Annotated in this window: 29 protein-coding genes and 1 pseudogene; 17 read left to right on the plus strand and 13 right to left on the minus strand. The window is 55.1% G+C overall.

All coding sequences use genetic code 11. From position 1 onward, the window contains the following. Positions 1 to 158: 158 nt before the first annotated feature. The 7 genes and pseudogenes from K2F33_RS09160 to K2F33_RS09190 all read left to right on the plus strand — a co-directional run. A complete protein-coding gene (locus K2F33_RS09160) occupies positions 159 to 374 on the plus strand; it encodes a hypothetical protein (RefSeq protein WP_076172771.1) in 216 nt (71 codons plus the stop codon). Positions 375 to 403: 29 nt separating this feature from the next. Further along, positions 404 to 1099, plus strand: a complete 696-nt coding sequence (locus K2F33_RS09165) for a hypothetical protein (protein ID WP_076172772.1) — start codon at positions 404 to 406, stop codon at positions 1097 to 1099. Next, the gene (locus tag K2F33_RS09170) at positions 1096 to 2289 is read left to right on the plus strand and encodes a glutathionylspermidine synthase family protein (RefSeq protein ID WP_263881496.1); all 1194 of its coding nucleotides are present in this window, start codon (positions 1096 to 1098) and stop codon (positions 2287 to 2289) included. Before K2F33_RS09165 ends, K2F33_RS09170 begins: the two co-directional genes overlap by 4 nt. Next, a complete protein-coding gene (locus K2F33_RS09175) occupies positions 2290 to 2919 on the plus strand; it encodes a hypothetical protein (protein WP_089549164.1) in 630 nt (209 codons plus the stop codon). Further along, positions 2919 to 3308: a DUF350 domain-containing protein gene (locus tag K2F33_RS09180; RefSeq protein WP_076172775.1), complete on the plus strand. Its 390-nt coding sequence runs from the start codon at positions 2919 to 2921 to the stop codon at positions 3306 to 3308. The genes K2F33_RS09175 and K2F33_RS09180 overlap by 1 nt, the downstream gene beginning before the upstream one ends. An 81-nt stretch (positions 3309 to 3389) precedes the next feature. After that, entirely contained in the window at positions 3390 to 4367 is a 978-nt protein-coding gene (locus K2F33_RS09185; protein WP_412973975.1) for a potassium channel family protein, read from the plus strand. Positions 4368 to 4471: 104 nt separating this feature from the next. After that, a pseudogene (locus K2F33_RS09190) lies at positions 4472 to 4699 on the plus strand (GNAT family N-acetyltransferase); the annotation flags it as partial. Here K2F33_RS09190 and K2F33_RS09195 read toward each other — a convergent pair. Further along, positions 4696 to 5190, minus strand: a complete 495-nt coding sequence (locus tag K2F33_RS09195) for a hypothetical protein (protein ID WP_263881497.1) — start codon at positions 5188 to 5190, stop codon at positions 4696 to 4698. The pseudogene K2F33_RS09190 and the gene K2F33_RS09195 sit on opposite strands and share 4 nt — an antisense overlap. A gap of 146 nt (positions 5191 to 5336) precedes the next feature. Here K2F33_RS09195 and K2F33_RS09200 point away from each other — a divergent pair, with 146 nt between their 5' ends. Next, positions 5337 to 5849 carry an NUDIX domain-containing protein gene (locus K2F33_RS09200; RefSeq protein ID WP_244364568.1) on the plus strand — a complete coding sequence of 171 codons (513 nt, stop codon included), beginning with the start codon at positions 5337 to 5339 and terminating at the stop codon, positions 5847 to 5849. Between the two features lie 86 nt (positions 5850 to 5935). On the opposite strand, the gene K2F33_RS09205 is transcribed toward K2F33_RS09200, so the two are convergent. Further along, positions 5936 to 6352: a GNAT family N-acetyltransferase gene (locus K2F33_RS09205; protein ID WP_318672333.1), complete on the minus strand. Its 417-nt coding sequence runs from the start codon at positions 6350 to 6352 to the stop codon at positions 5936 to 5938. A 65-nt stretch (positions 6353 to 6417) separates the two neighbouring features. On the opposite strand from K2F33_RS09205, the gene K2F33_RS09210 reads away from it, so the two are divergent. Then, positions 6418 to 6837: a VOC family protein gene (locus K2F33_RS09210; RefSeq protein ID WP_076172780.1), complete on the plus strand. Its 420-nt coding sequence runs from the start codon at positions 6418 to 6420 to the stop codon at positions 6835 to 6837. A 97-nt stretch (positions 6838 to 6934) separates the two neighbouring features. Then, on the plus strand, positions 6935 to 8422 hold the full coding sequence (locus K2F33_RS09215) for an amidase family protein (RefSeq protein WP_263881498.1): 1488 nt from the start codon (positions 6935 to 6937) through the stop codon (positions 8420 to 8422). Between the two features lie 20 nt (positions 8423 to 8442). Here the strand turns inward: K2F33_RS09215 and K2F33_RS09220 are convergent, their stop codons facing one another. Then, a complete protein-coding gene (locus tag K2F33_RS09220) occupies positions 8443 to 8718 on the minus strand; it encodes a hypothetical protein (protein WP_263881499.1) in 276 nt (91 codons plus the stop codon). Between the two features lie 94 nt (positions 8719 to 8812). On the opposite strand from K2F33_RS09220, the gene K2F33_RS09225 reads away from it, so the two are divergent. Beyond that, entirely contained in the window at positions 8813 to 9265 is a 453-nt protein-coding gene (locus tag K2F33_RS09225) for a hypothetical protein (RefSeq protein WP_263881500.1), read from the plus strand. Positions 9266 to 9269: 4 nt separating this feature from the next. Here the strand turns inward: K2F33_RS09225 and K2F33_RS09230 are convergent, their stop codons facing one another. Beyond that, positions 9270 to 10223, minus strand: a complete 954-nt coding sequence (locus K2F33_RS09230; RefSeq protein ID WP_263881501.1) for an L-lactate dehydrogenase — start codon at positions 10221 to 10223, stop codon at positions 9270 to 9272. 44 nt (positions 10224 to 10267) lie between these two features. Then, on the minus strand, positions 10268 to 10540 hold the full coding sequence (locus K2F33_RS09235) for a hypothetical protein (protein ID WP_076172785.1): 273 nt from the start codon (positions 10538 to 10540) through the stop codon (positions 10268 to 10270). Positions 10541 to 10842: 302 nt separating this feature from the next. Here K2F33_RS09235 and K2F33_RS09240 point away from each other — a divergent pair, with 302 nt between their 5' ends. Then, entirely contained in the window at positions 10843 to 12768 is a 1926-nt protein-coding gene (locus K2F33_RS09240; RefSeq protein ID WP_263881502.1) for an FUSC family protein, read from the plus strand. Between the two features lie 96 nt (positions 12769 to 12864). On the opposite strand, the gene K2F33_RS09245 is transcribed toward K2F33_RS09240, so the two are convergent. From K2F33_RS09245 to K2F33_RS09265, 5 genes are all read right to left on the minus strand, one after another. Then, positions 12865 to 14043, minus strand: a complete 1179-nt coding sequence (locus K2F33_RS09245; protein WP_076172787.1) for an NAD(P)/FAD-dependent oxidoreductase — start codon at positions 14041 to 14043, stop codon at positions 12865 to 12867. 39 nt (positions 14044 to 14082) lie between these two features. Next, complete coding sequence (locus tag K2F33_RS09250; RefSeq protein WP_076172788.1) at positions 14083 to 14514, minus strand: helical membrane plugin domain-containing protein; 432 nt, start codon at positions 14512 to 14514, stop codon at positions 14083 to 14085. A gap of 450 nt (positions 14515 to 14964) precedes the next feature. Further along, positions 14965 to 15483 carry a CcdC family protein gene (locus K2F33_RS09255; protein ID WP_152399421.1) on the minus strand — a complete coding sequence of 173 codons (519 nt, stop codon included), beginning with the start codon at positions 15481 to 15483 and terminating at the stop codon, positions 14965 to 14967. Between the two features lie 124 nt (positions 15484 to 15607). Next, positions 15608 to 16174: a TetR/AcrR family transcriptional regulator gene (locus K2F33_RS09260; RefSeq protein ID WP_263881503.1), complete on the minus strand. Its 567-nt coding sequence runs from the start codon at positions 16172 to 16174 to the stop codon at positions 15608 to 15610. Continuing rightward, on the minus strand, positions 16174 to 16899 hold the full coding sequence (locus K2F33_RS09265) for an MBL fold metallo-hydrolase (RefSeq protein WP_263881504.1): 726 nt from the start codon (positions 16897 to 16899) through the stop codon (positions 16174 to 16176). Before K2F33_RS09265 ends, K2F33_RS09260 begins: the two co-directional genes overlap by 1 nt. Positions 16900 to 17473: 574 nt before the next feature. Between K2F33_RS09265 and K2F33_RS09270 the strand changes: the two genes are divergently transcribed. Continuing rightward, on the plus strand, positions 17474 to 17635 hold the full coding sequence (locus tag K2F33_RS09270) for a hypothetical protein (protein ID WP_263881505.1): 162 nt from the start codon (positions 17474 to 17476) through the stop codon (positions 17633 to 17635). A 22-nt stretch (positions 17636 to 17657) separates the two neighbouring features. Continuing rightward, positions 17658 to 18131 (plus strand): hypothetical protein, encoded by a 474-nt coding sequence (locus K2F33_RS09275; protein ID WP_263881506.1) that lies wholly within the window; start codon positions 17658 to 17660, stop codon positions 18129 to 18131. A 96-nt stretch (positions 18132 to 18227) separates the two neighbouring features. On the opposite strand, the gene K2F33_RS09280 is transcribed toward K2F33_RS09275, so the two are convergent. Continuing rightward, positions 18228 to 19208 carry a putative RNA methyltransferase gene (locus K2F33_RS09280; RefSeq protein ID WP_263881507.1) on the minus strand — a complete coding sequence of 327 codons (981 nt, stop codon included), beginning with the start codon at positions 19206 to 19208 and terminating at the stop codon, positions 18228 to 18230. Positions 19209 to 19654: 446 nt separating this feature from the next. Between K2F33_RS09280 and K2F33_RS09285 the strand changes: the two genes are divergently transcribed. From K2F33_RS09285 to K2F33_RS09295, 3 genes are all read left to right on the plus strand, one after another. Continuing rightward, positions 19655 to 20092, plus strand: a complete 438-nt coding sequence (locus K2F33_RS09285; protein ID WP_076172795.1) for an RrF2 family transcriptional regulator — start codon at positions 19655 to 19657, stop codon at positions 20090 to 20092. Positions 20093 to 20251: 159 nt separating this feature from the next. After that, entirely contained in the window at positions 20252 to 21055 is an 804-nt protein-coding gene (locus K2F33_RS09290; RefSeq protein WP_263881508.1) for an N-acyl homoserine lactonase family protein, read from the plus strand. Positions 21056 to 21171: 116 nt separating this feature from the next. Then, positions 21172 to 21450, plus strand: a complete 279-nt coding sequence (locus K2F33_RS09295; protein ID WP_076172796.1) for a DUF2277 domain-containing protein — start codon at positions 21172 to 21174, stop codon at positions 21448 to 21450. A gap of 275 nt (positions 21451 to 21725) precedes the next feature. On the opposite strand, the gene K2F33_RS09300 is transcribed toward K2F33_RS09295, so the two are convergent. Together K2F33_RS09300 and K2F33_RS09305 are read right to left on the minus strand one after the other, a co-directional pair. After that, positions 21726 to 22760, minus strand: a complete 1035-nt coding sequence (locus tag K2F33_RS09300; protein WP_263881509.1) for an anthranilate phosphoribosyltransferase — start codon at positions 22758 to 22760, stop codon at positions 21726 to 21728. Beyond that, positions 22757 to 23380, minus strand: a complete 624-nt coding sequence (locus K2F33_RS09305) for an ANTAR domain-containing response regulator (protein WP_076172798.1) — start codon at positions 23378 to 23380, stop codon at positions 22757 to 22759. The genes K2F33_RS09300 and K2F33_RS09305 overlap by 4 nt, the downstream gene beginning before the upstream one ends. Between the last annotated feature and the right edge of the window lie 302 nt (positions 23381 to 23682).

Below are 23682 nucleotides of genomic sequence, written 5' to 3' on the forward strand. Positions count from 1 at the left end.
TTTGACAAAATGCCATCAAGGCTTGAATGGAGAGCGTTTTGGGAGGATATGTACATCCTTTCATAGTCGGAAGTGAAAATCATTTGGAACCCGCTGGAAGATCCGACGTAAAAAAATGCTGTAAAGTACAAAGCAATGAAATAAGGGGTGTAACGAAAATGGGAAATGAGATGGATGTCATTTTGGTCGAGAAGATGTCAAACGGCAGCCTGCGGACGATGGAAGAGCGCAGATGGGGCATGAATATGGTGGCTGCGCTGGAGCATGTCAACTATATCGTCGTCGGCGGCAAGGAATACGAAACGATTGAGGGAAGGCTGAATGTCGATACCGGCAAGCTTGAGCTTTTGCTGGTGCAGATACGAAACGAGTAACAGGGAACTCGGCGAAAGGAGATGCGATCATGGCAAACGAAGAAAAGGCGAAGCGGAGCGACGAATCCGGATCAAGACGTTTTCCGGTTGAAGGGAAGGCTGCCCGGGTATTGTCCACGTCCCTGGGCGTAGCGCTGCTGGCCAATGCCTTTCTGATCCCGGGAGCGACAGCGGCCGGAGCGTCGGCCAATACATCAGGTGACCAGACCGCGGCGGATGAACCGATCCTGGTCTCCTGGTCGACAGAGGAAGTTAAACAGTATTTTGATAAAAACGCGGACTGGAACATTCCGCTTAAGGAGAAGCCGGAGGAAGACCAGGAGGGGCAATCGGCGTCGACAGGCTCCGGATCGTCAGGCGGCGGAACGACCGTCATTAACAATTACGGCTCGGCTCATTCCGGATTCGGCTGGGATGACCTGCTGCTGTACCACATGCTGTTCAACAGCGGATCCAGCTATTCTACCACCAACTATTACAACGGCCGGCCGACGTACTACACCGGCACCAGCCAAACGTATAAGCCGCGGTCCTATACCAGCGGCACGTTCCAGAACAAGCCGGTCGTCGGCTCGACGGTGCGCCCGAAGACGTCGACTTCGACCGGATCGATCACCCGGAGAGGAACGTCGTCTTCGTCCGGCAGCATCGGCGGCAAGTCAAGCGGATTCAGCTCCTCTTCGAGCTCCCACTCCAGCTCCAGAAGCGGCGGGTTTGGCGGATGAGCAGCGTATTTGAGGTGCTTGCCCCGGGAACCGGCGAACGCGCGGAGCGGGTGGAGCAGCTGCGGCAGTTGGGCTTTGCCTGGGCCGATCTGGAGGACGAGGAGTACTGGCTGGACCAAATCGTCGTCATGAACGGGGAGACGTACCGCGAACTCGAGGAGGCCTCCTCGAGGCTGTGGGGCGTGCTCGACAAGACGGTCCGCTATGTGCACAAGCGCCGCGACCTGTATGAGCTGATCGGCATTCCGCAGATTTTGTGGGATATGCTGGACGACTGTCCGCTTCCAGGGCAAGGTCTGATCAGCCGTTATGCCCGGTTCGATTACGCGGTCGGCCATGACGGAAGCATCAAGCTGTATGAGCTGAACGCCGATACGCCGACCGGCTATGTGGAAGCGTCGATCGCGACCCCCTGGCTGTGCGGCGAAGCGGGAATTCCGACGCCGAACGGGCGAATGAAGGAGCTCGTGAAGGCAGCCTGGGCCGTGGAGCGCCCGGATACCGCCGCCTGCGTCGCCTACGGCAGCCACCTCGAGGACTCGGGAACGATCGAGGCGCTGGTGGAGCACAGCGGCCTTCCCGTGACCTGCGTCGACTGCCTCGATCTGTGGATCGACGAGGGGATCGTCAAGGACGCGACGGGCCGGGAAATCAAGCGGATGTTCGCGCTGTACCCGAAGGAGTGGATGGCCGTCGACGACGGCGGGGACGCGCTTGCCTATGCGATCGAGACCGGCAAGCTTGCGCTTTTTAACGGACCACACAGCATCCTGCTGCAGTCCAAAGGACTGCTGGCGGCGGCCTGGGGCCTGTATGAACTGGGCCTCCTGTTTGACGAACAGGAGCAGGAGACGGTGGAGAAATATATTTTGCCAACCTACAATAAGCCCGTGTTCTCGGGAAGCTATGTGTCCAAATCGATGTTCGGCCGCGAGGGCGGATCGGTGCGGATGTTTAACGAACAAGGAGAGATGGATATCCAGGACGAGGCCGGGTTCGACACGAGCGTCCTGTTCCCGTCCGTCTATCAGCTGCGGGCGGAGCTCCCGCGGATTGAGACCGCCGCAGGGCCGCGGCACCTGCTGACCGGTATGTTCGTGATCAACGGACAGCCGTGCGGGCTGCTCGGAAGAGCGGGCGGATTGATTACGGGGAATACGAGCCATTTTATCGCGATGGGAGTGAAATAAATGAAGACCTACCACAAGTTCTTCCGGACGGGTCTGGGACTGTTCCTGCTGGCGGCGCTCCTGCTGAGCGCATGCTCCTCCAATGAACCCTCCGTATTCGATACAACCACGTCGGAGGATACGAACGTATCCCGGGTTCCTTGGGATTACCGGATTGTCGAAGGAACGGTCGGCGATCTCATCGGCAGCGACATGACGGTCCTTCCGGACAACGAGCTGATGCCTAACGACGGCAACTATGCTACGGGGGACAAAATTTGGTCTTTGCAGTACATGGACGCCGAGATGACGACCGGTGCCAACCAGAAGACCGACGTCCGCCTGTCCTCCTGGGACACGATCAAGACGTTCAAGACGCAGGAGGAGGCCAAGAAGGACTTGGCCAATCTGAAAGTTAACGTGACGACCGAAGTCGACCTGGTCGGCGTATACCAAACAAAATACAAGGATCAGACGCGGGACTTTGCGGTCGTGGAGCTGCCTTCCGGCAACCGGATCAAGCAGCCGATCGACGATGCGCGTTACAAGGAACTGGAGAAGAAGAAGAAAGTTTCCGTCAAACTCGAGGAAGTTCATGATTTCGCCGATTACGATTCGGCATACGCCAAATTCAGGGGGTGGGCCAGTTAATGGTCGTCGTTAATATTGTTGTCAGTGTCATCGTCATCATCATCCTACAGCTGCTCGGGATGGTGATCTTCAGCTGGATGACGCCGTTTAAGGACATGGAAGAGCTGAAGAAAGGTAATACGGCCGTGGGCATCGCGCTTGGGGGCAAATTTTTGGGGACGGCCATCATTCTCGGCGTGGCGGCTTATACGAACACGTCCATTTGGTTTTTGGCCATGTGGTTTGCCGTCGGGTACGTCTGCCTGATCGCCGTGTACTGGATTTTCGAGCTGGTGACCCCGGGCTTTAAAATATCAGAGCAGCTGAAAAAGGGAAATACGGCTGTTGCCGTCCTCTTGTCCATGGTGTTCGTCGGCATGGCTTTTGCCATCAGCAGCCTGATTGTATAAAGCTGTAGATCAAGCTGCCATGCTGAAGAGAGGGTGAGACCGCTGCATTTTTTCCTCCGGCTATCCGCCCGGATGATGCGGATGCGCAAAACGACGATTGGCCTGATTATTGTTATTTTTGTAACGGTGAGTGCAACGATCGCCTATCTGCTCGAGCCGTCTACCTTTCACAGCTGGTTTAATGCCCTGTACTGGGTCATGACGACGATGGCCACGGTCGGGTACGGCGACTTCTTTGCTGCTACGGTAGCCGGTAAACTATTTACGCTGTTTTTATACATCTTCGGTATCGGGCTGCTCAGCTTGGTCATCGGTAAAATCATCGATTCGATCGCGGGCATTCAGCGCCAAAGGGAGGCGGGAACGTTGAATTTTCACGGAGGCAATCATGTCATCTTAATCAATTGGAGCCGAAAGGCGAAGTCCGCTATCGACGAGATCCTCACGTACGACCCGAAGGCGCAGATCGTCATCGTCGATGAGACGGACCGCCATCCGGCGCTGCAGATGCACCAGGTGCATTTTGTCAGCGGGGATCCTTCGTCCGCGGAGACGCTGATCAAGGCCGGGATTGAGCGGGCGCGGGCGGCTATTATTTTTGCCGACACCCGGATCGAGGAAACATCGCTGACCGACGGCAAGTCGCTGCTGATCGCCTCGAGCATCGAACGGATCGCACCCGAGGTGCACACGACGGTGGAAATCATGCACGAGAAGCACATTCAGAACTTCCGGTTTGTCCAGGTCAACGAATTCGTGCTGTCCCACGATGCGATCTCCAGCCTGGCGGTGCGGGCTGCGCTGCAGGAGGGAAATTCGGCGGTGATCAGCCAGCTCATTAGCCGCGAGCACGGGGACGATATCTACGAAGTTCCGTGCAATCCGGCCTGGAAAACCTATGGCGAGGCGTTTCAGGCGCTGCTAGGGCAGGGCGCCACCCTGCTGGCCGACCGGAACGACATGTCGATCAACCGGCGGTTAAGCGAGCCGATCCCGGCCGATGCGAGGCTGTATGTGGTTGCCGATGAGGCGACGTACCGGCGGATTGCCGGGAAATAAAGCCAAAGCACTGGTCAATAGAAATCATTTCCCGAAAGAACCGATGGCCTGCAAGAGCGGGCTGTCGGTTTTTTTAGATATAAGGGTATTCTGGATCGGGCGAAAATGGTAATGGCTACATGACCGAAGCCGTGCGGCTAATGGTCGACTATGCGTTTACCGAGCTCAAGCTTCACCGGATCGAAGCCGTCGTTATGCCACGCAACCTGGGATCCACCCGCGTACTCGAAAAAGCGGGCTTTCACCATGAAGGCATCGCCCGCAGCAATGTGCTGATCAACGGCAAGTGGGAGGATCATCAGGTGCTGGCCATCATCAATCCGGAAGACTAGCGGGAAGGGTCCGGCTCGCTTGGATCGGCGGTTTCGGCCGGCTTCAGCGAATCGGGGGGATCCTTCAGCGTAGACTCGATCAGCACATCGATCCCATTCCCGGTCTGGACGGCAATAGCCTGATCAGGAGCCGTTCCCTGGATGGAAAATATGCCGGTTCCCACCTCGTATTTATTGGAATAGGTTCCGTGGTATTCGTGGCCTTCGACATCGGCGTAGGTTTCTACGGTACCGAGGCGGGTGCCGAGTTTGACGGAGTGCAGCTCGGTCAGCCGATACAGACGGCTATCCCAGCGGATAAACGGAAAAGCCCAGGAATGCGAGATGCCGGTTTGTACCGTCTTGTGTGCACCAGTGTTCCCTGATTCTCGGCTGCCGCATCCCGGCAGTGTCGTGAGCAGCAAAACAACGGCCAGGAGTGCGGAGGGCAGGATCAGGGCGCGGCGGCGGAGAAATAATATGAATAGTGGTTTACGAGGAATAGTAGTCACCTCCCAAGTATTCATTCCCATATTAAGGTACTTTGGGCAGTGTGGAAAGAGAATCAAATGCCCGCTGCCCTCATCATTTTGTATTGAGGAAATGAGCGGAGGCTGACGGCAAGCATCGTGCACTGCAATGAAGGAGGATTATATCTGTGAGTCAAACGATACGCGTAGAATGGGGCGGCCAGCCGGTCAAGCTGACCTGGATCCCAACGAAGGACATGCCGGATCCGGCCAAAGTGACCAGCGTTCACGGCATCTGTATGCTGCGGGGCAACGTGCTGGCCGTCCATGTGGACGGGCGCGGTTTTGATATCCCCGGCGGGCATGTCGAGCCGGGCGAGACGCCGGAGGAGGCGTTTCACCGCGAGGTGCTGGAGGAAGGCAGCGTCCGCGGCCGTGCCGTGTACATCGGGATGATGGAAGTGAGCCACGAGGAGAACGAGCATTTTGACCCGAACGGCAAGTATCCGCTGGTCGGCTACCAGCTGTTTTACCGGATGGACATTGAGGAATGCCTGCCGTTTAACCGGGAAAACGAGTGCCTGGCCCGAATTTGGGTGGAGCCTGAAGAGTTTCGTTATGTCATTGATCATGCCTTATTGGGACTGGTGCTGGAGGAGGCGCTGAAGCAGCCAGCCGGCGAATCGGGAGGGGAACGATGAAGGCGTGTAAACGCGCCTGTATCAGGATGAAGTCGTCTATGGGGAACACCCTCCTCGAGTTCGGAAGACCCGGAAACCGCCTATTCCTATTGCTCGGCCCCTGATTGATGCTCGTAGTTCCTCATCAGCATGCCGGTCGCTTTTTTCATACCCAAACGGGCGTAAAACTCCTGCACATCCGGATCGCACAGCAGATCCACCATATACAGCCCCTTCAGCCTCTCCAGCATCCGTGCCGTCAGCTCCTTGCCGATCCCCCGGCCCTGATATTCCGGAATCACTTCAAGCAAAGGAATATAGGCCGTTAATACTTTGTCTGATAAACAATTAATAAAGCCAATCATTCGCTTGGTATCAGAATCGATAGCCAGTATGATAAAGGTAGAGTTCGCAAGCAGCCGGATCAGCACAGCGGGCGAGGGCGGGTTGGGCCAGCCGTCGAAAAAGCCGGGAGCAACCGACGACTCCGTGATTCCCTGCAGATGGTCCTGGTAAATAATCATTGAGTGTACCTTCTTTCCTGAAAATGAAATGAGTTGGTATGACTTTACTATATAGGAGGTCAATCATGGACAACAACCCTGTCTGGTCGGAGCAGATGCCGGCCGTTCAGTTCCGGGTGGCACGCCCGACGCACCAAATCGAGAAAATCAAACAGTTCTACCATGAAGGGCTCGGACTGCCGGTCATCGGCTCATTTCAGCAGCATCAAGGCTATGACGGCGTGATGTTCGGCTTGCCCGATTCCGCCTATCATCTTGAATTTACGCAGCATGAACACGGGGTTCCCGTGCCGCCGCCTTCAGAGGACAATCTGCTGGTGTTCTACATACCGGATGCCGACAAGCGAAATGCCATCGCGCAGCGTCTTCAGGCGATGGGTTACCCGGCTGTCAAAGCCGAGAACCCGTACTGGGACGTTAACGGCATCACCATCTGCGACCCGGACGGCTGGCGCATCGTGCTGCAAAATACTAGCGGCCTATAGAATACAAAAGGAAAAAGCGGTTATACAGATCAAGTGTTACGAAAAATGGTAAGCAGATACATGCTGACGAAGGCAGCTTACCCAGGGGGCGATTATAATGAGCAGCAGTCCAATAAACCCGGCTGAGTGGATCGTGGAGGCCGATATTGCCGGCATGCAGGAAGCGATGAATACCGGCACCATCACTTCGGAAGAGCTGGTCCAGCTGTATTTGGAACGAATCCGGCAGTTTGACGGAAAACTGAAATCGATTATCGAAGTGAACCCCGAGGCGCTGGATATCGCGCGGGGGCTCGACGAAGAGCGGTACGAAATCGGCACCCGCGGGCCGCTGCACGGCATCCCGATTCTGTTGAAGGACAACATTGCTACGCGGGATGCGATGCATACCAGCGCAGGGGCGCTGGCGCTGGCGGATTCGGTAGCCGTGAAGGACTCCTTCGTGGCGGAAAAATTGCGGGCCGCCGGGGCGGTATTGCTCGGAAAAGCCAATATGACCGAGTGGGCCAACTTTATGTCCAGCACGATGTGGTCGGGATACAGCAGCCGTGCCGGGTTATGTCTAAACCCTTATGGACCCGGCGAACTGTTCGTCGGCGGCTCGAGCTCCGGCTCGGCCAGCGCGGTGGCGGCGAATCTGGCCGCGGCCGCCATCGGTACGGAGACCTCCGGGTCGATCATCAGTCCGGCCAGCCAGAACAATATCGTCGGGATCAAACCGACGATCGGCCTCGTAAGCCGAGCCGGCATTATCCCGATATCGCATACCCAGGATACGGCGGGCCCCATGGCCCGAACGGTGGCCGACGCGGCGGTGCTGCTTGGCGCTTTGACCGGCGTAGACCCGGAGGATGAGGTGACATATGGCAGCAGCGGTCAATTTTATACGGGCTATACGCCGTTTCTGGATGCCGAATTTCTCCCGCAGGCGAGAATCGGGATTCCGAGGTTTTACTATCAGGATCTGGATGAGGACCGGCTGAATATTATCGAAGCCGCGATCAAGGTGCTGAAGGAGAAGGGAGCCGAGATCATCGATCCCGTCGAATTATCCTGCGAGCAGGCGGAGTGGGATGGGCATGTGCTGACCTATGAATTTAAAAAAGGGGTCAATGACTACTTGTCCCGCTTGCCGGAAACCGTGCCGGTGCATTCACTCGAAGAGGTGATCCGGTTCAATGAAGAGCATGCGGATACCTGCCTCCGCTACGGGCAGGACGTTCTGATCCATTCGGAGGCTACCAGCGGCACGCTGTCCGAAAAGGAGTATACCGACAGCCTGAAGCGCAGCGTCAGTCAGGCAAGGCAGGGGCTGAACGGGGCTTTCGATGAGCATAAGCTGGATGCCCTCTTGTTTCTGGGGAGTGAAGGGGGAGATGACCTGGCGGCACGGGCCGGTTTCCCGGTCATTACGGTGCCGGGCGGATTCGCCGAGCGCGGAGTCATTGCACCCGGCGGTTATACCACCAAAGGGCCTCAGGGGATTACTTTTATCGGCCGGGCTTTCAGCGAGCCGACGCTGATCAAGATCGCTTATGGCTATGAACAGGCCACCAGGCACCGGGTGCCTCCTGTCCTGGAGTAGGCAAGGGGGATGGTGAAAACTTAAAGCTGGTTTTTCAAGTAACGCCGCCGCGATGACCCGACCAGAAGGCTGGAAACGAAAAGCATGATGAGACTTGCGGGCATAGGTTGGCCGTAAATCCAGCATTGGACGATCCGGGCGACGGCAGCCAGTCCAAGAACGAGTGACAACAGGATCAAAGGGTCCAGCCTGCGTTTTAGTCCCTTGCTGAACAGGAGCTTGATACCCCCGATCACTAGAGCGGACCAAAACAACACCATCAAGACAGCCGCCAAACCGATCAAGGCGAAATTCAAACGCGCTTCCCCCTTTCCAGAAAAGTGATGTATGATAGCAGTATAGCTTGCGTCCCATAATATGTAAAATAACTATTCGGAAAGGGGGCAGCTCATGCGTTCCCAGCTTGCTATTAAATATCCGCTGCGGGCAAAATTTTTGATCAGCATGGTTGTGATTCTAGCCATTACGATTCAAATGTTAATTGTTAATTCGTTGGATGACAATTTTAAAATAAGCATTTACGTCATGAATATATTGCTGCTTCTATATATTATTGGGGCTATCGCGGTTTCTCTCTTCCGCTCAGCAGGCAAACCCAAGTCACTGCTGCTCGAACCCGGAAAGCTTGTTCTGGAAGGCAAGGAAGTATCCGCTGCGGGCATTCAGGGCGTGTGGATCAACGAGCGCTGGTATGGAATCAAGCTGAAGCAGCGGCGGATCGTGCCGATGAAGCTGTGCTTTGTCCTGCAGCCCCGTCAGCCCGCCGGCGAGCCAGAGCTCCTGCAATGGGCGGAGGAGCATGAAATCCCCGTGGAACAGAGATTTTTTATCCGATGGATGTAGCCGGCTAGACCAGATTCAGCTTATCCAAATTGCTGCGGATGACGCCGCAAGACGCGGCAAACAGCCCGCGCTCATCTTCATTCAGATTCAGCTCGATAATTTCTTGGATCCCGTCGCTGTGAATAATCGCCGGGACGCCGGTACACACGCCGTGTTCGCTGTATTCTCCCTCGAGGATGGCCGACACGGCGATTATTTTATGCTCATCGTTCAGCACCGAGCGGGTGATGTGGGCAATGGCACTACCGATGCCAAAATGCGTAGATCCTTTGCGGGTGTAGATCTCCCAGCCGGCGTCCTTCGTTTTTCGGGCGATGTCCGTCAGGTCCACGTGCTTAAAGCGCTCCTTGTGTTGTGAGAGAATGTCCAGAACCGGTTTGCCGCCAATCGTGACATGCGACCAGGCGACGAACTGGGACTCGCCGTGTTCACCCAAAGCATACCCGTGAACGCTGCGGGGGTCGATCGAAAAAATGTCCGACAGCAGCGTTTTGAGGCGCGAAGAGTCGATGGACGTTCCGGTGCCGATGACCCGGTTCCGTGGAAAGCCCGACAACTGCCGGATCAGATAGGTGACGATATCGACCGGATTGGCCGCGGTGATGAATATGCCCTCAAAGCTGCTCTTCAAAATCGGCGTAACGATCTGTCGTGTGATAAGTACCGCCTCTTCAAGCACGTCCAGCCGGGTCTGGCCCGGCTTCGGATTAGCTCCTGCCGTCAATATTACGACGTCCATATCCGAACAGTCCGCGTATGTTCCAGCATAAACCGAAGTGCGCGTATGCGTAAAATCAATGCAGTGCGACAAGTCGAGTGCCTGCGCCAGCGCGCGGTCATAAGTGCGGTCGACCATCATGATCTCGTCGCAGATCGATTGGTTGATCATGGAATAGGCCGCAGTTGCACCGACCATGCCCGAGCCGACGATGGCGACCCTGCGCTTTCTTCTTTTCATTTCCGCCACCTCCGTCTCCGTGAGCTAGAATTCCTCAAATTTCCCTAAGGGCGATTTGGCCAGGGAACAATATGGAGCTCCCGACCGCGCCTCCACCAGGCCAGTGCATCCAGACGTACCCACCTTTTGCACATGGTCGTGCTGACCGAACTTCCCAGTATGGCGATCAGCTCATGCCCGTTGGCCCGCTTGAGGCCGGCATACACCGCAGAGCTGAGAATAATTTCGTAGACCACAAACGTAAACACATCGGATCGGGACACGACCCAAACCGTAAACTCGGAACGCCGCCTGGGGCGCCCTAGGTCCTTCTTCATTCCTTTCCTCCTGCCCTGTGCCCTGGGGTAATTTTGAAGCGGCACTTTGAATCGTGGAATCATATTATTTTATGGAAAATCAGGCTTGGGCTATTCGCTCCTCACGCGGAGTGGAAGTTTCGGCCGCAGGGCGCAATGCGAGAGGACATCAAAAATGGGCGGAGGAGCAAGCGGGCGTCAGCATATTGCGGATTACGGTTGGCAATAAATATAGTACATGGTAAACCGGGAGCGGCCTTACAGGATGTGGGGCTGCTCTTTTGGCATGATCAGGTGCGGAAGGGGGGATCCAAGTTGGGATAATGAAAAAGCATCGCCCGTTTTTATCGCAAACCATTAAACAAGCCTTTGAGATGAAGAAGGTTGCGCTCCCGTGGAACCGGGCTTTATGCGCCGGCTTGTGCATTGGCCTGCCATCCCTGATCGGGTTTTGGCTTGGCCAATTTTCGTACGGGATGCTGGCAGGAACAGGCGGATTCGCCTATCTGTACGTGGCGAGCGAGCCGTATGCGTTAAGGGCCAAAAAAATTCTGTTTGCCGCACTGGGCCTGACGTTCTCTGTGGCAGCTGGAACGCTGCTGGCTCCTTACCCGCTTCTTGCCGCCTTTGTTCTGGGCTGCATCGGGGCAGCGGCGTCCTACCTGTTCGGCGTGCTGAAGTTTAAAGGTCCGGGGGCGTTATTCTTCGTGCTCAGCTTCACGCTGGCCACGGGGATGCCGCCCGATCCTTCCCAGGCGTTCCTCCGCGGCGGCTTGGTGTTTCTAGGCGGAATGCTGGCCTGGTGCTTTGCTATGGCCGGCTGGCTGCTTCGGCCGCACGGTCCCGAAGTCGGCGCCGTCCGCCAGCTGTATCTCGACCTGGGCTCCCTATTGGATGGTGCGGGCACCCGGGAATACAGCCGGGCCCGGCATCAGACGCTGCTGTCCATGTACAGCGCGGAAACCACGCTCGCGACAGGCGGGTTCGATCGGCGAAGCGACGCAACACCTCGCCGGTTGTCGCGGATGTACTCGCTTGCGCACCACATTTATCTGATTACGGACAAAATTCCGTTGGCCGTGGGGGAGAAGCTGCCGCCCGGGCTCAGCGCCGCGGTCAGAAGGGCAGGGGAAGCGTGCGGGCAGCCGGATGTATGGGTTCAAACGCCGCTGCCGGACGGCCCGGATCCCCGCATCCGGGATCTGAGGGACCTTGTTGGGCAGCTGGATGCTATTTTTAGCGATGCGGAACCCGAGGTGGAGCAGGACCGCCGCAAGCTGACGCGCACTCCAGTGCGGAGCATCCTGGAGGGCAATTTGGATAAGGACTCGATCGTATTTCTGCAGGCGATCCGGTTTGGCGTCATTTTGATGGTGGCTGCCGCTGCCGCATATGCGTTTCAGCTGAATCGGTCCTACTGGGTGCCGCTCTCCTGTGCTTCGGTGATGCTCGGCGCCACCGTCATCGCCACCTTTCACCGGGCGATTCAGCGTTCCCTCGGAACGATACTTGGCATCCTCATCGCGAGCGCGATATTGTGGACTCACCCGGAGGGCTTCGTCGTATCCATTGCGATCATGCTGTTCACTTTTTTTACAGAGCTGCTCATCGTGCGAAACTACGCTCTGGCTATGCTGTTCATCACGCCCAACGCGCTGCTGATGGCGGAGACCAATACCCGGATACATAACTTCGGCTATTTTGCCGGCGCCAGGCTGACCGACGTGCTCGTCGGCAGCGTCATCGGCCTGATCGGCGTGCTGCTGGTCGGCAGCCGCTCGGCTTCCAGCAGGATTCCGTACCTTCTCGGCCGGACGATCCGCAGCCAGGCACAGTTTCTGGCGCTGCTGTTCATTCGGCAGCCTGCGAGTGCCGCAGCGAAGCTGAGCCTCATCCTCCAGCAGCGCTCCATGCGGCGGCACCTGTCCAATCTGAGGACGGTGTACCAGACCGCACTCGGCGAGATTCCGCGCAGCGAGGAGGAGCTTGAGAAACTGCTGCCCGTCATCTGGTCGCTGGATCAGTTCGGGTACGTGCTGAACTCCTACGAGCTGAGCGCCCTCCGGCCCGTCCTGCCCGACCCGGAGCTGGGAGCGGTGCTGCTCCATCTCGAGAAAATGGCCCAGTCCGCAGAGCAGCGGCGGGAGACGGACGAGGGGCCAGAGGGAACCGACGGGCTGGAGCTGCCGCTGGTGCCGGATATCGGGCAGGAGCTCGCCGATCTCCGGCATGCGCTGAACGGCAGGTGAGCGGGCACCAATTCCAACAAAAAACAGCCCTCTTCCATGGCAAATGCCTTGGAAAGAGGGCTGTTTGGTTTAATGCGTCAAACAATGGTTTACAGATTAGTAAGCCAAAGTGTAGAGAGCTTTGATGTGGGACAGGTAACGGATGTTACTTGCTTCCTTCATCAGGGACGCAGGCAGACCTTTGAGGGACGTGTTGCTTTCGCCGATGGTAGCAACGGCATCTTTACGGCCCAGGCTTGCAAGCGTACCGGAGTTCACCGGAGCAAATGTTTCGAACGCATGGTTTTCGAGCAGGGCATACAGGTTGTAGCCGATCAGCTCGCCCATTTGCCAAGCGATTTGCGCGGTTGGCGGTTGTGGACGTCCGCTTGGATCAAATACAACGGCGCTGTCCCCAGCCACAAACACGTCCGGATGGGAAGTGGATTGCAGGAATTCGTTGACGGTAGCGCGTCCGCGGTTTACTTCGAGGCCGGATTCGCCTACGAGCGGGTTGCCTTGCACGCCGCCTGTCCATACGAAGGTGTTGGTTACGATCTTTTGACCGTCTTTCAGGTCAACCACGTTGCCTTCCACGTTTGTTACAGGCAATCCTGTCAGGAAGGTTACGCCGCGTTTTTCCAGACTGCTTTGCGCGCGCTCGATGAGGTGATCAGGCAGTACAGGCAGGATTTTAGGGCCGGCTTCAACCAGAAGCAGCTTCACTTCGGCTGGATTTACGCCGTATTTTTTAGCCAGACCCGGCATGATATCAGCGATTTCGCCGACAAGCTCAACGCCGGTCAAGCCGCCGCCGCCGATGAGGATCGTTGCGTCAGCTTCGTTTTTGGTTTTGGAGTATTCACGGATGCGGTCTTCGATGTGCTTATGAATGTTCAGCGCGTCTTCAGCAGACTTCAGCACGAAGCTGTACTGCTCGAGCCCTGGAATGCCGAAGTAAGCCGTTTTACTTCCGAGTGCGACAACCAAAGCGTCGTAAGACAGGCTGGAACCGTCGGAAAGTTTGATTTCTTTGCTGTCTACGGAGAAAGAGTTGACCGTTGCGATCTTCAGGTCGACTTCTTTGCCCTTGAACAGTTTTTCGAGCGGCATAGCGATGGCTTTCTCAGCAATGCTGCCTGCAGCCAGACGGTGCAGCTCGGTAATGATTTGGTGCGTAGGGTATTGGTTCACGACCGTAACCCGTGCTTGATCTTTGTTCATATATTTGCGTACGGTCAGAGCGGCAAGCAAGCCGCCGTAACCGGCACCCAAAATGACAATATGTTTTGACATGGTTTTTCCTCCGTCCTTACTGGTTAGATGTATAAAAGATTATTGTTGTTTTGCTTTTTCCGCAGAGATTTGAAGGTAAGCGTTCAGGAACCGGAAGATTTTTTGAGCTTGCGGATCCTTCAGCATTTTAAGCAGACCAAAAAGACCGATCACTTCGTTGCTGTCTTCAGCGCGGTCTTTCGCTTCGATGACAGTAGCGGCGATGTTCTTCACCGAATGCTTCACAGGCTCCACAATTTCGGTGATCGCGCCGACGGTGTCGCTCTTCAGCACTTTGTCGGTAGCGACGGTTTGAGCGAAGTCATAAGACTTTGTCAATAGATTCACAAGCTCAGTCAGCTTTGGAAGCTGGTCGACCAGAATCGTAAGGGATTCCTGCACCTCAGGTTTGAGCAGCTGGTCCAGCACGTCGTTTTGTTCCTTGCCGACAGACACGTTTTGTGTCTCTTGTTCAGAAATTGCTTCTGACATGTCCATTTCTCCTTTGCGTAAGCAGTTGTGCTTAAGTATTTTTATAATGAAAAGGAGCTCATAGACTCCCTTCGAAGGAGTATCTACAAGCCACAAGACCTTTTCCGTCCGAAAAGGCCTAGTCACTATCGTCCTCCTAATGTTAACATAAATGATCGTAAAAAGGACCACTTTACGAAAGAAATGTGAAAAAATATACATGGTATCGCCGCCATCGATTGGAAAAGAGCTTGCAGGCCGGGCGTCCAGCGCAGCGGACCCGCTTATTTCATTCGTTTTAAGCATTTTCCAAACGGCCTGGCGCTATGCATTGGCGGGTTTATTTTTTGAGGAAAGTCTTCTGATATCAAAGAAGCCAATCTCCTTATCTTAAGGAAATTGGCTTATCGTTTGCCCCGGGCAGGAAACCCTGCGTGGAAGACGTTATTTGGCTTAGTATCGATCATGGGATCATTCCGCCGGATTTAAGGGATCGGATACCGGATCTACGGCAGCGGGCGCATACTTCCGGTACTGTCTCAGCATGAAAATCCGCCAGCGGAGGATCATGCCAAAGGCCAGAATGAAGAACAGGGCGCCGGTCTGCGGAATCGATACATATTCCTCAATCACCTGGTGCAGCAGCATGCGGACGGCCAGCAGGGCGAAGAGGATAATGATAAAGCTCTTGGAGCGCTGTGCGAAGACCTGTCCTCCACTTACTTCAAATTTGGTGCTGCGTATCAGCGGATAGGAGAACAGGAACCAGCCGACTAAAAAGGCGATGAGCGCCCACCACAGCGGGATTCTCACAGCCGGGGCGACGAACATCAGGAATCCGGTCGCCATGCCCATCGGCGGAATTAATATTTTCTTTATCGTAACGGGTCTGTGGCTCGCCTTGAGACGGATGAATATGGTCATCAGGGCCAAAACCAACGTCCCCACGGTCGTTCCAATTTGCAAATACAAGGGACTGATATGAGGCACGTCAAGGACTCCCCTCTTGTCAATATAATTTATCACATCTAATAGTATATCACACAAATAGAGAAGTAAACTTGAACGTCATATGACATCTTTACCGGGCCTTGAGGGCAAGCCTGCCGGGCGGTTATGCGCCGGATTCCAGTCCTTTCAGAAAGGCTCTCATAACAAAATGCAGGCTCTCGTCAAAATCCAGCTTCATCTGGAAGCCGTTGTTCTGTTCCAGGGAGGCGAAGCCGTGCAAGAGGCTCCGCAGACCCCGGATCGTATGCAATGTGTTCTGTTCCCCGAGACCGTAGGGTTCGAGAACCCGGATAAAGATGCTCAACAGCTGTTCACCCAGCTTTGCGGTTTCCGGGGAATCCGACGCTTCGATTTTGTAAAAGGCCTCATAGAGGCCGGGACGCTGGCGGGCAAATGTCAAATAGCTTGTGCTCAAGCTCAGAATCGCTTCCTCTCCCGATTTGCCGATGACCGCATCGCGCATCAAATCGACGAGATGCTGGATGCAGTAAGCGGCAAGCGCGCTGCGCAGGTCCGGCAGTCCGTTCACGTGGTTATACAGGGAAGGGGAGCGGACTCCAAGCTTCTGGGCTAGTGCAGACAGCGTCAAGTTATCCAATCCGGACTCATCGGCCAGCTCTGCCGCGGCAATCAGCAGGGTTTCGCGGTCAAGCCCCATGCGGCGCACCATTAGACCGCCCCCTTCTTCAGGGCCTCCTCGGCCCGGGATATGGCGACAGCCATCTTATCGGTCGGCTGCGGAATCATTTTGCCGTGGCCGACCGCCAGCCAGGTCGGATTCAGACCGGCGAGTCGTTTGGCGCTGGCGATGGATGTCGCCTTGCTCCAGGTGGCCATCGCCGGGAAAGGGAACAGCGGCTGCATATGGCCGGATACGGCCAGGGCCGCGCGGGTCTGGAAGGCGTCGCCCGCAATAAGGACGCCGCTGCGCGTGTCGTAGAACGCCATATGTCCCGGCGTGTGCCCGGGGGAGGCGACGGCCAGCAGCGACCCGATGCGGTCTCCGTCTTCCAGCAGCACGTCAGGCTTCGTGGTGACCTTGCCCGGGGCAGGGATGTCTCCGCGGACCTGATCCTGCGGCTCGCCGGGCTCGAGCTCCTTGCTGCCTGCAAGGAGGCGGCTGTCGCGGCGGGAAATATAAGTCGTCACTTGAGGAAGAGCCGCCTTCAGCAGGTCGAACGCCCCGATATGGTCGCCATGCGCATGCGTCAGAACGATCCTTACGATCGGTTTGCCTAGGCGGGCGGCGGCTTGCTGGATGCCTTTTATGCTAAAAGGCATGCCGGCATCGATTAGGGTCAACCCGTCTTCTTCTTCAATCAGATACACATTAACGGGGAACAAGCGGGGCATAAAAGTAACCTGGGTTACTTGCTGAACGGTCGTCATTTTCATGGATAACTCCTCCTCGAGACTAATCATATTAGTATAATAACTAATGACATTAGTTTTGGCAATGCCCAATTTAAAAATAATTGGCGGACATGTGAAAAAACTTGGTAAATGTGTGGTGAAAAACATGTAATGAGAAACATGTGAAATCTAGGACATGAGGATACGAGGACATGAAGGTAAGACGAGACATGAGGTATAGTGATATATGATACGCAGTACGCATGAGATAAAATGAAATTAAAGGATAAAAAAGCGTTTTCAATCAGGAAGATTTATACTATAATACCTATTGTAAACCCTTTCATATGTCTAATCTGATTTGGAGCTCCTTCGCTGAAGGGCTCATTTTTTTGTTTATGGGGATTTTGGCTCCGAAAATCTCTCTCGAGTCCGCCGCTGTGATGTTCAATGTGGCGGACTTTTTTGCGCCTGATCGGGTAGTCGGGGAGAGTTGGGACAATCCGCTTTGGCATCTGTTCGACCGATTAATAGATGTTTTTTCCAGAAAGTGAGAGCATTCGTCCTCATATGCCGTCTATAGATTCAGATGGCTATTAAAGCAGGGAGGATCGTCATGATAGACCCGAAACGGGAAAGCATGCTGATCGAGCAGGTGTTGGCGGGGCGTAAGGAGGTCTTTGCCGAGCTGGTCTACATATGGAATGGCGCCGCCGAAGCGAGCTTTAAAATCGGATCAGGTACGATGGGCTTACACCTTTACTTACCTGCCATATGATCAAAAGAAGCTTCGATTTGTGATGGATACCTACACGATACCTATCCATAGCGACGGAGCAATCTCATTTACGCCACAGGAGGTTAACGATCATCCCGTTACTTTCAAAGATCAAGGAGACATGATCCGACTAAGCGGATTCCAGATCGGCCAAGACCCTAACTATCAAGAGAAAAAGGTGGCTGGCCTAATTTCCATGACAGGAACATTTACTAATGGATTTAATCAGGATGAGTGGGTGCTAAGAGATCAAGACGGGAATGAATATCCTATTGATTTTAGAGGTGCGGTCCAAATGGGAAAAATCCGGGAAGCCAACGGCGACCCCGGCTTCATCGTCGAAGGCTTAACAGCCCTTCCTGAAAAAGCGACCCTCATCCGCAAGGTCACCGACAAGTGGTACACCAACGTCAACTGGTCCTTCGACCTGCCGAAAGGCGAGCCCATCAAGGGACTGGAAAACGTGAATCCGGAGGATTATTGGGAAGCTCCATGACGATCTCCCAGCCCACCCCCATAACCGAAACTTTGTATGAAAAAAGCCCCTACCGGCCTGGCCGATAGGGGCTTTGATGTCGATAAGACCGATCACTTATTCGTTCAAACGGCCACATAAAATTTCATAATCAAAGGTGACCCGCAGGGGGCCTTGCCCGGCAGCCTGCTGAATCGCTTCTTCCGGCACGCCCCAGGAGAGCGGGGTCATGCGCAGAAGATGCTCCAAGGCTTCCCCGGCGACGAGCATGTCGTATGCCACATGCTGAACATCCACGCTGGCAAAATTCCTGCCGAACAACTCGGCGGTACGTCCGGTGGCAGGAACGGGCCGTCGGGTAGTGCTGTCGGCAGCAGGAGATGGGCGGTCGATAGTGCGTCCGATAGTGTGTCCGCTGGTGAGTCCTTCGGCAGGAGATGGCTGGTTTGCAGCCTCACCTTGGAACAAGGCTCGGATTTCCTGCAGATATCGGCTCCCTGGGATGACTTTGATCACCAGGCCATCATGCCGGAGTAGGCGCTGGAACTCCTGGTAGTTTGCCGGAGACAAGATGTTCAGGATGACGTCGAACTGCCGGTCGGCAAACGGGCTGCCGGCCAGGTCGGCCGCACACCAGATCGCCGGTACGCCCGATTTGGCGGCCAGGCGAATCCCTTCTTTGGCGATATCTACACCCACGCCCAGGACGTCTGGAGCATCCGGCTTCTGCAGGGCAGATAGAATCGCCGCCAAATGGGAGCCCTCGCCGCATCCCGCATCCAAAATGCGCAGTTCCCTCGATTGAGAAGGCGCCGTATCCTCAATTTTGTTGCGAATCGCATCGATCAGCGGGTCAAACAAGCCGTGGTGGCTGGTTTCCCGCCGTGAAGTAAACAGATCTTTGTTGTATTTGGACCGCACGGCGTGCGGAATCAAGTTGATGTAACCGTCCTTGGACAAGTCAAAACAATGCCGACTGCCGCAGATCATGCTGCGAGATCCGTCCATTTTCAATGGGCGGGAGCAGATTGGGCAGCGAAACAGGTGCTCATGCCGGGATATCAGTCCGGCGAGCACGGTTAATTTAGCGTTGTGCACCAAAAACACCCCATTCATTCGTATTCCGTTTGAATGAAAAAGGCACAGACAAATAAACCCTCGTCAGTATTTTTTAAAAAAACGGGGCTTTTGTTATCTGTACCTTACATTAACGGTAACGAATAAACTGAATGATCATGGTTTACACAACCTCTTTCACGCAGGATTTAGGGAGCCTGGAGCCTTAGAGCTAAAGGACAGGATCCCGCTCTAGTATAACAAACTTTTCAGAGCCGGGAAAACGATCGCTGGATCTATCAGGAGAGGAGGTTTAATCCAAGGGGAATTAAGTCAAACTAAGCATACTGGTCCCGAGGAAAAGCAGCCCCGGGAGTCTCGTTAACGTCCTTTATTTATTTTTCAGCGGAAAACGTTCCAAACCCTGGCAATCCGGTTGACACAAGCAACTGTAAACCATATAATTACAGTAATAAGGGGGAGCGAAAATGAATAGTGAGTTCAACATTGCCGTCCATTGTTTAACCCTTCTTAGCTTGAAAGAAGAACGAATGGCTAACAGTGAAGAGATTGCCAAGAGTGTCTGCACGCATCCGGCACGGATTCGGAAAGTGCTTGGACTGCTGCGCAAACAGGGGTATGTAACGACCAAGGAAGGTGTCGGCGGGGGCTATTTGCTGAATCCGGGCACCGAGAAGGTCACATTGGGTGATTTGTACCGTCTGCTTGCAAGAGGATCCTTGAAGCCGAGCTGGTGTTCAGGCGGAGAGGAGCTGCCTTGCGAAGTGGCTTCCAATATCGAGGGAATTATGGATCAGATATACAGCGGCGGAGAAGCCGCGCTGGAGCGGTATCTGGATGGCATTACGCTGACGGATGTCATTAAGCAGATCGAGGAAGCGGGCAGCGCGGCAAACCCCACGTGATGAACAGAATGGAACGACATGAAGTCCGGCGTAAGCCGGGCTTTTTTGTGCTGTTACGGAGTACAGCACGAACCTTCGGGTTCGTATATCACTAAAAAGTGCCGTCTTCACGAAATGAAGGGAACGCTGCATAATGCTGTTAACCGATCTAGGAGGCGAATGATGATGAACGATTTTGTTAAGGTAGAGGTGCTGCATACAGGCCGATTGAAATATGACCGCTCGCTCGCATTTAAGGAATTGGACAGCATACCTCCGGTGAATCAGCGGGGCGAATCCTTCCAGTCCGAAGTTCCGCTGTCCAGCTATTTGATTGAGCATCCCAGTGGACGGCGCGTTGTCGTCGATGCCGGATGGCATGAGGATATACGAACCCGGCCGGAACAGCACCTGGGCAGCGATTTATGGCAGTTCATCGAATACGATTTGCCTGCCGGCAGCTCTGTCAGGGAACAGCTGCAGGCGCGCGGGCTTACCCCAAAAGATATTGACCTTGTTGTCATCAGCCATCTGGATGTCGATCATATCAGCGGCCTTGAGCTGCTGAAGGGGGCGGGTCGTTTTCTTGTCAGCCAGCCGGAATGGGAGTTTGCGGCCGTGAGCCAGGAGGCATGGCACCAGGAAGTGCTCGTAACGCCATTTGCTCTCGAGCCGATCCCCTACGGCCCGTATCAAGCGGGTCTGGATGTATTCGGCGACGGCTTGCTGTATCTGGTTCATACCCCGGGACATACGCCAGGGCATTTGTCTATTTTGGCCAAAGTAGAGAAAGGGTGGCTGCTCCTGGCTTCCGATGCCGGGTATGCGGAAAGATCCTGGCAGGAGATGATTCTGCCGGGGATTACGTCGGATCCGGATCAGGCGATGAAATCGCTGCAGTGGGTGCGGGAATTCGCCGGGAGAGAGGACTGCGTTGCGGCGCTGGCCCATCATGAGGCGAAGCCGATTCCTATGCGGTTTTAAATGTCCGGGAAACAGACTTGATGCAGGGGAGCGTAGCCCTTTTCTTGGAAAACGGCAGCGGGTGCGTTATATTGGACATAAAACGCATTCGAAAAACATTCCAAAGGAGAAGGGCTATGTGCAGAAATATCAAAACGCTGTTTAATTTTGATCCGCCGGCTACCGATGAAGAGATTCAGGCTGCATCCCTGCAGTATGTGCGCAAGCTGTCAGGCTTTCAGAGCCCGTCGAAAGCGAATGAGGAAGCTTTTAATCTGGCGATAGCGGAGGTCGCCGCGGCATCCAGGAAGCTGCTGGACTCGCTCGTTACAAACTCCAGTCCCCGTGACCGCGAGATCGAGGCTCAGAAGGCGAAAGAGCGGTCAGCCAAGCGGTTCGGAACGGCAGAGGCGTAAGCGGCGGGGTTCGGCAGTGCGAGTCTTAGGCGGCGGTAGTCAGCTAATGGGCGCGCATGCTTGGACCAGGCTGGATTGAAGAAGCCATAGGTTACGCCAAAGCTCATGGTCTGAGCAACCGGCCTTGGCTAAAGCAAAGTGAGCCCGCCATGTAGACCGACGCCGCACCGAAGACTAGACAAACCAAAGACAAACTGTAGACAAACCGAAGAACGCACCGGAATTTTCTGGGACGTTCTTTGTTCTTCCTCTACCGACAGCAGGAAGACAGGGATTCAGACCGTTAACGGCTGGTTTTTGAGCACCGCCTGCCACTTTTCGTACAGCTCCCGCGGCTTGCCGGATTCCAGCAGCGCCTTGCCCGTATACAGGCCTTCCTCAACAGACTGCACCCGATCCGCCAGATGCAGGCGCACTGCCGCGTTCAGCAGCACCTGATACATAAAAGCCATATTGCCCTTGCCCTGCAGCACCTGGCCGGTGACCGCCGCCTGCTCGGCCGGCGTCCAGTCGACCTCCGGCAGCGGCGTATCCAGGCCAAAGCTCTCCGGATCGATGATCTGAAGCGAAGCCTCCCCGTGTTCGATCCGGTAGGTCCGGGTCGGGCGGTGGATATACAGCTCATCCGAGCCTTCGCTTCCCTGGATAATCATGGCCCGCTCATAGCCAAGGTTCATGATGAGCCGGCCGAGCCGGTCAAAGACCGTGTTATGGTACACCCCGAATGTTAAGAAAGGGGAGTGCCCGTAATCCGCAAACTTCTCGGCCGTGTTAAGCACGGTCCGCATGCCAAGCTCCTCGCGAATGGGGCGAAGCTTCGCCAGCGGCGGACACCAAGTCTCGGCATGGGCGTACAGTACGCCCGTCTGGCGCGCTGCTTCCAGGCACAGCTCCCTGGACAGCGACGGATCGGAAATACCCATTGCGGCAAAAACATCGGCCAGCGTCATCCCCCACTTCGGCGGAAGGGACGCCGACCCGTGCAGGGTGACAGGCAGCCCGGCGGCAGCCAGCACAAACGAGGTGGCAATCATGGACATAAAAGACGATTTTCGCCCATCATACGGGCCGGCGCAGTCGATGCCCTGCGGAAGGTCCGAACGGGCGGCGTGTTTGCGCAGGACCGACACGAAGGCTTCCAGCTCTTCTACGCTTTCCATTTTGATACGTTCGGCGATAAAAAACGCCCCGATCTGGGCGGGCGTAGCCGTTAAACCGAGGATCGCTTCAGCCGCCTGGAGGGCTTCCTCATAGGTCAGGTCACGGGCGCCCCGCTTGCCCCGGCCGACTTCTTTTAATAAATGGATCATGATTTCTTGGCACCTCCCGAACCGGATTCCTGAAGCAGCTGATACAGCTTGACGATGGAGGTCGCGACGTCCACCATCCGTTTTCGTTCATTCATCGCCTGCTTGCGCAGGACGTCATAGGCTTCGGATTCCGATATATTTTTGAGTTCGCACAGAATCCCCTTGGCCATATCGATCCACTTTCGTTCCTCAATGCGGGCGAGAAGCTGCTTGCGCTCATTCTTCCACTGCTGCCGCTCATAAAAGTGGGCGGAGCTGAAATGCAGCGACCAATGCAGCTCGTGCGCTTTCATGGTCGGAAATAAAAGCCCGTCAATAATAACATCATCCTCACATGCCTCGAGGGACATGGAAGCGGCCGTATCGCTGCACCACCAAAGAACTGGCGTTTGTTTGTGTTTCTCGAGCTTGCCGCACCAAGCCTTGATCTCGGAGACCGGAAGGTGAAGCACCGCACCGTCCGCATCTCCGATTCCGGCGATCGCCTGCTCCTCATTGCGCGCTAGATGGACTTGGTACCCGTAGGAACGAAGGATGTACTCCGGCAGAAGCGTCCTGCTATCTGAATCACTTCGCTCTGAAGGAGGGGTCTGGCGGTGGATAACCAGCAATGAACGCATGCATAGACGCTCCCTTCTTAATTCAGTCCAGTCAGAGTTTAAGATGAGTGCAACAGATTTGTATGTTAATTTATATAACATAAAACAAGGTGACATGTCGATAACCAAATCGAAATGGTTTTCTCATGTTAAATATGTTGACAAACATTCGCGAGGTAGTGTATATTTCCATCAAGAACTTGATAACAGCCGGATACAACGGTGTATCCTTTATAGCGGCAATGAAGCCTGCTTTCGACTCCTGAACCAGAGTGTGTCCACTCTGCCCGGGGCCCGAAGGCGGGCTTTTCTGGTTTTTGGTA

Source organism: Paenibacillus sp. PSB04 (assembly GCF_025809195.1).
Taxonomy (GTDB): domain Bacteria; phylum Bacillota; class Bacilli; order Paenibacillales; family Paenibacillaceae; genus Paenibacillus_AQ; species Paenibacillus_AQ favisporus.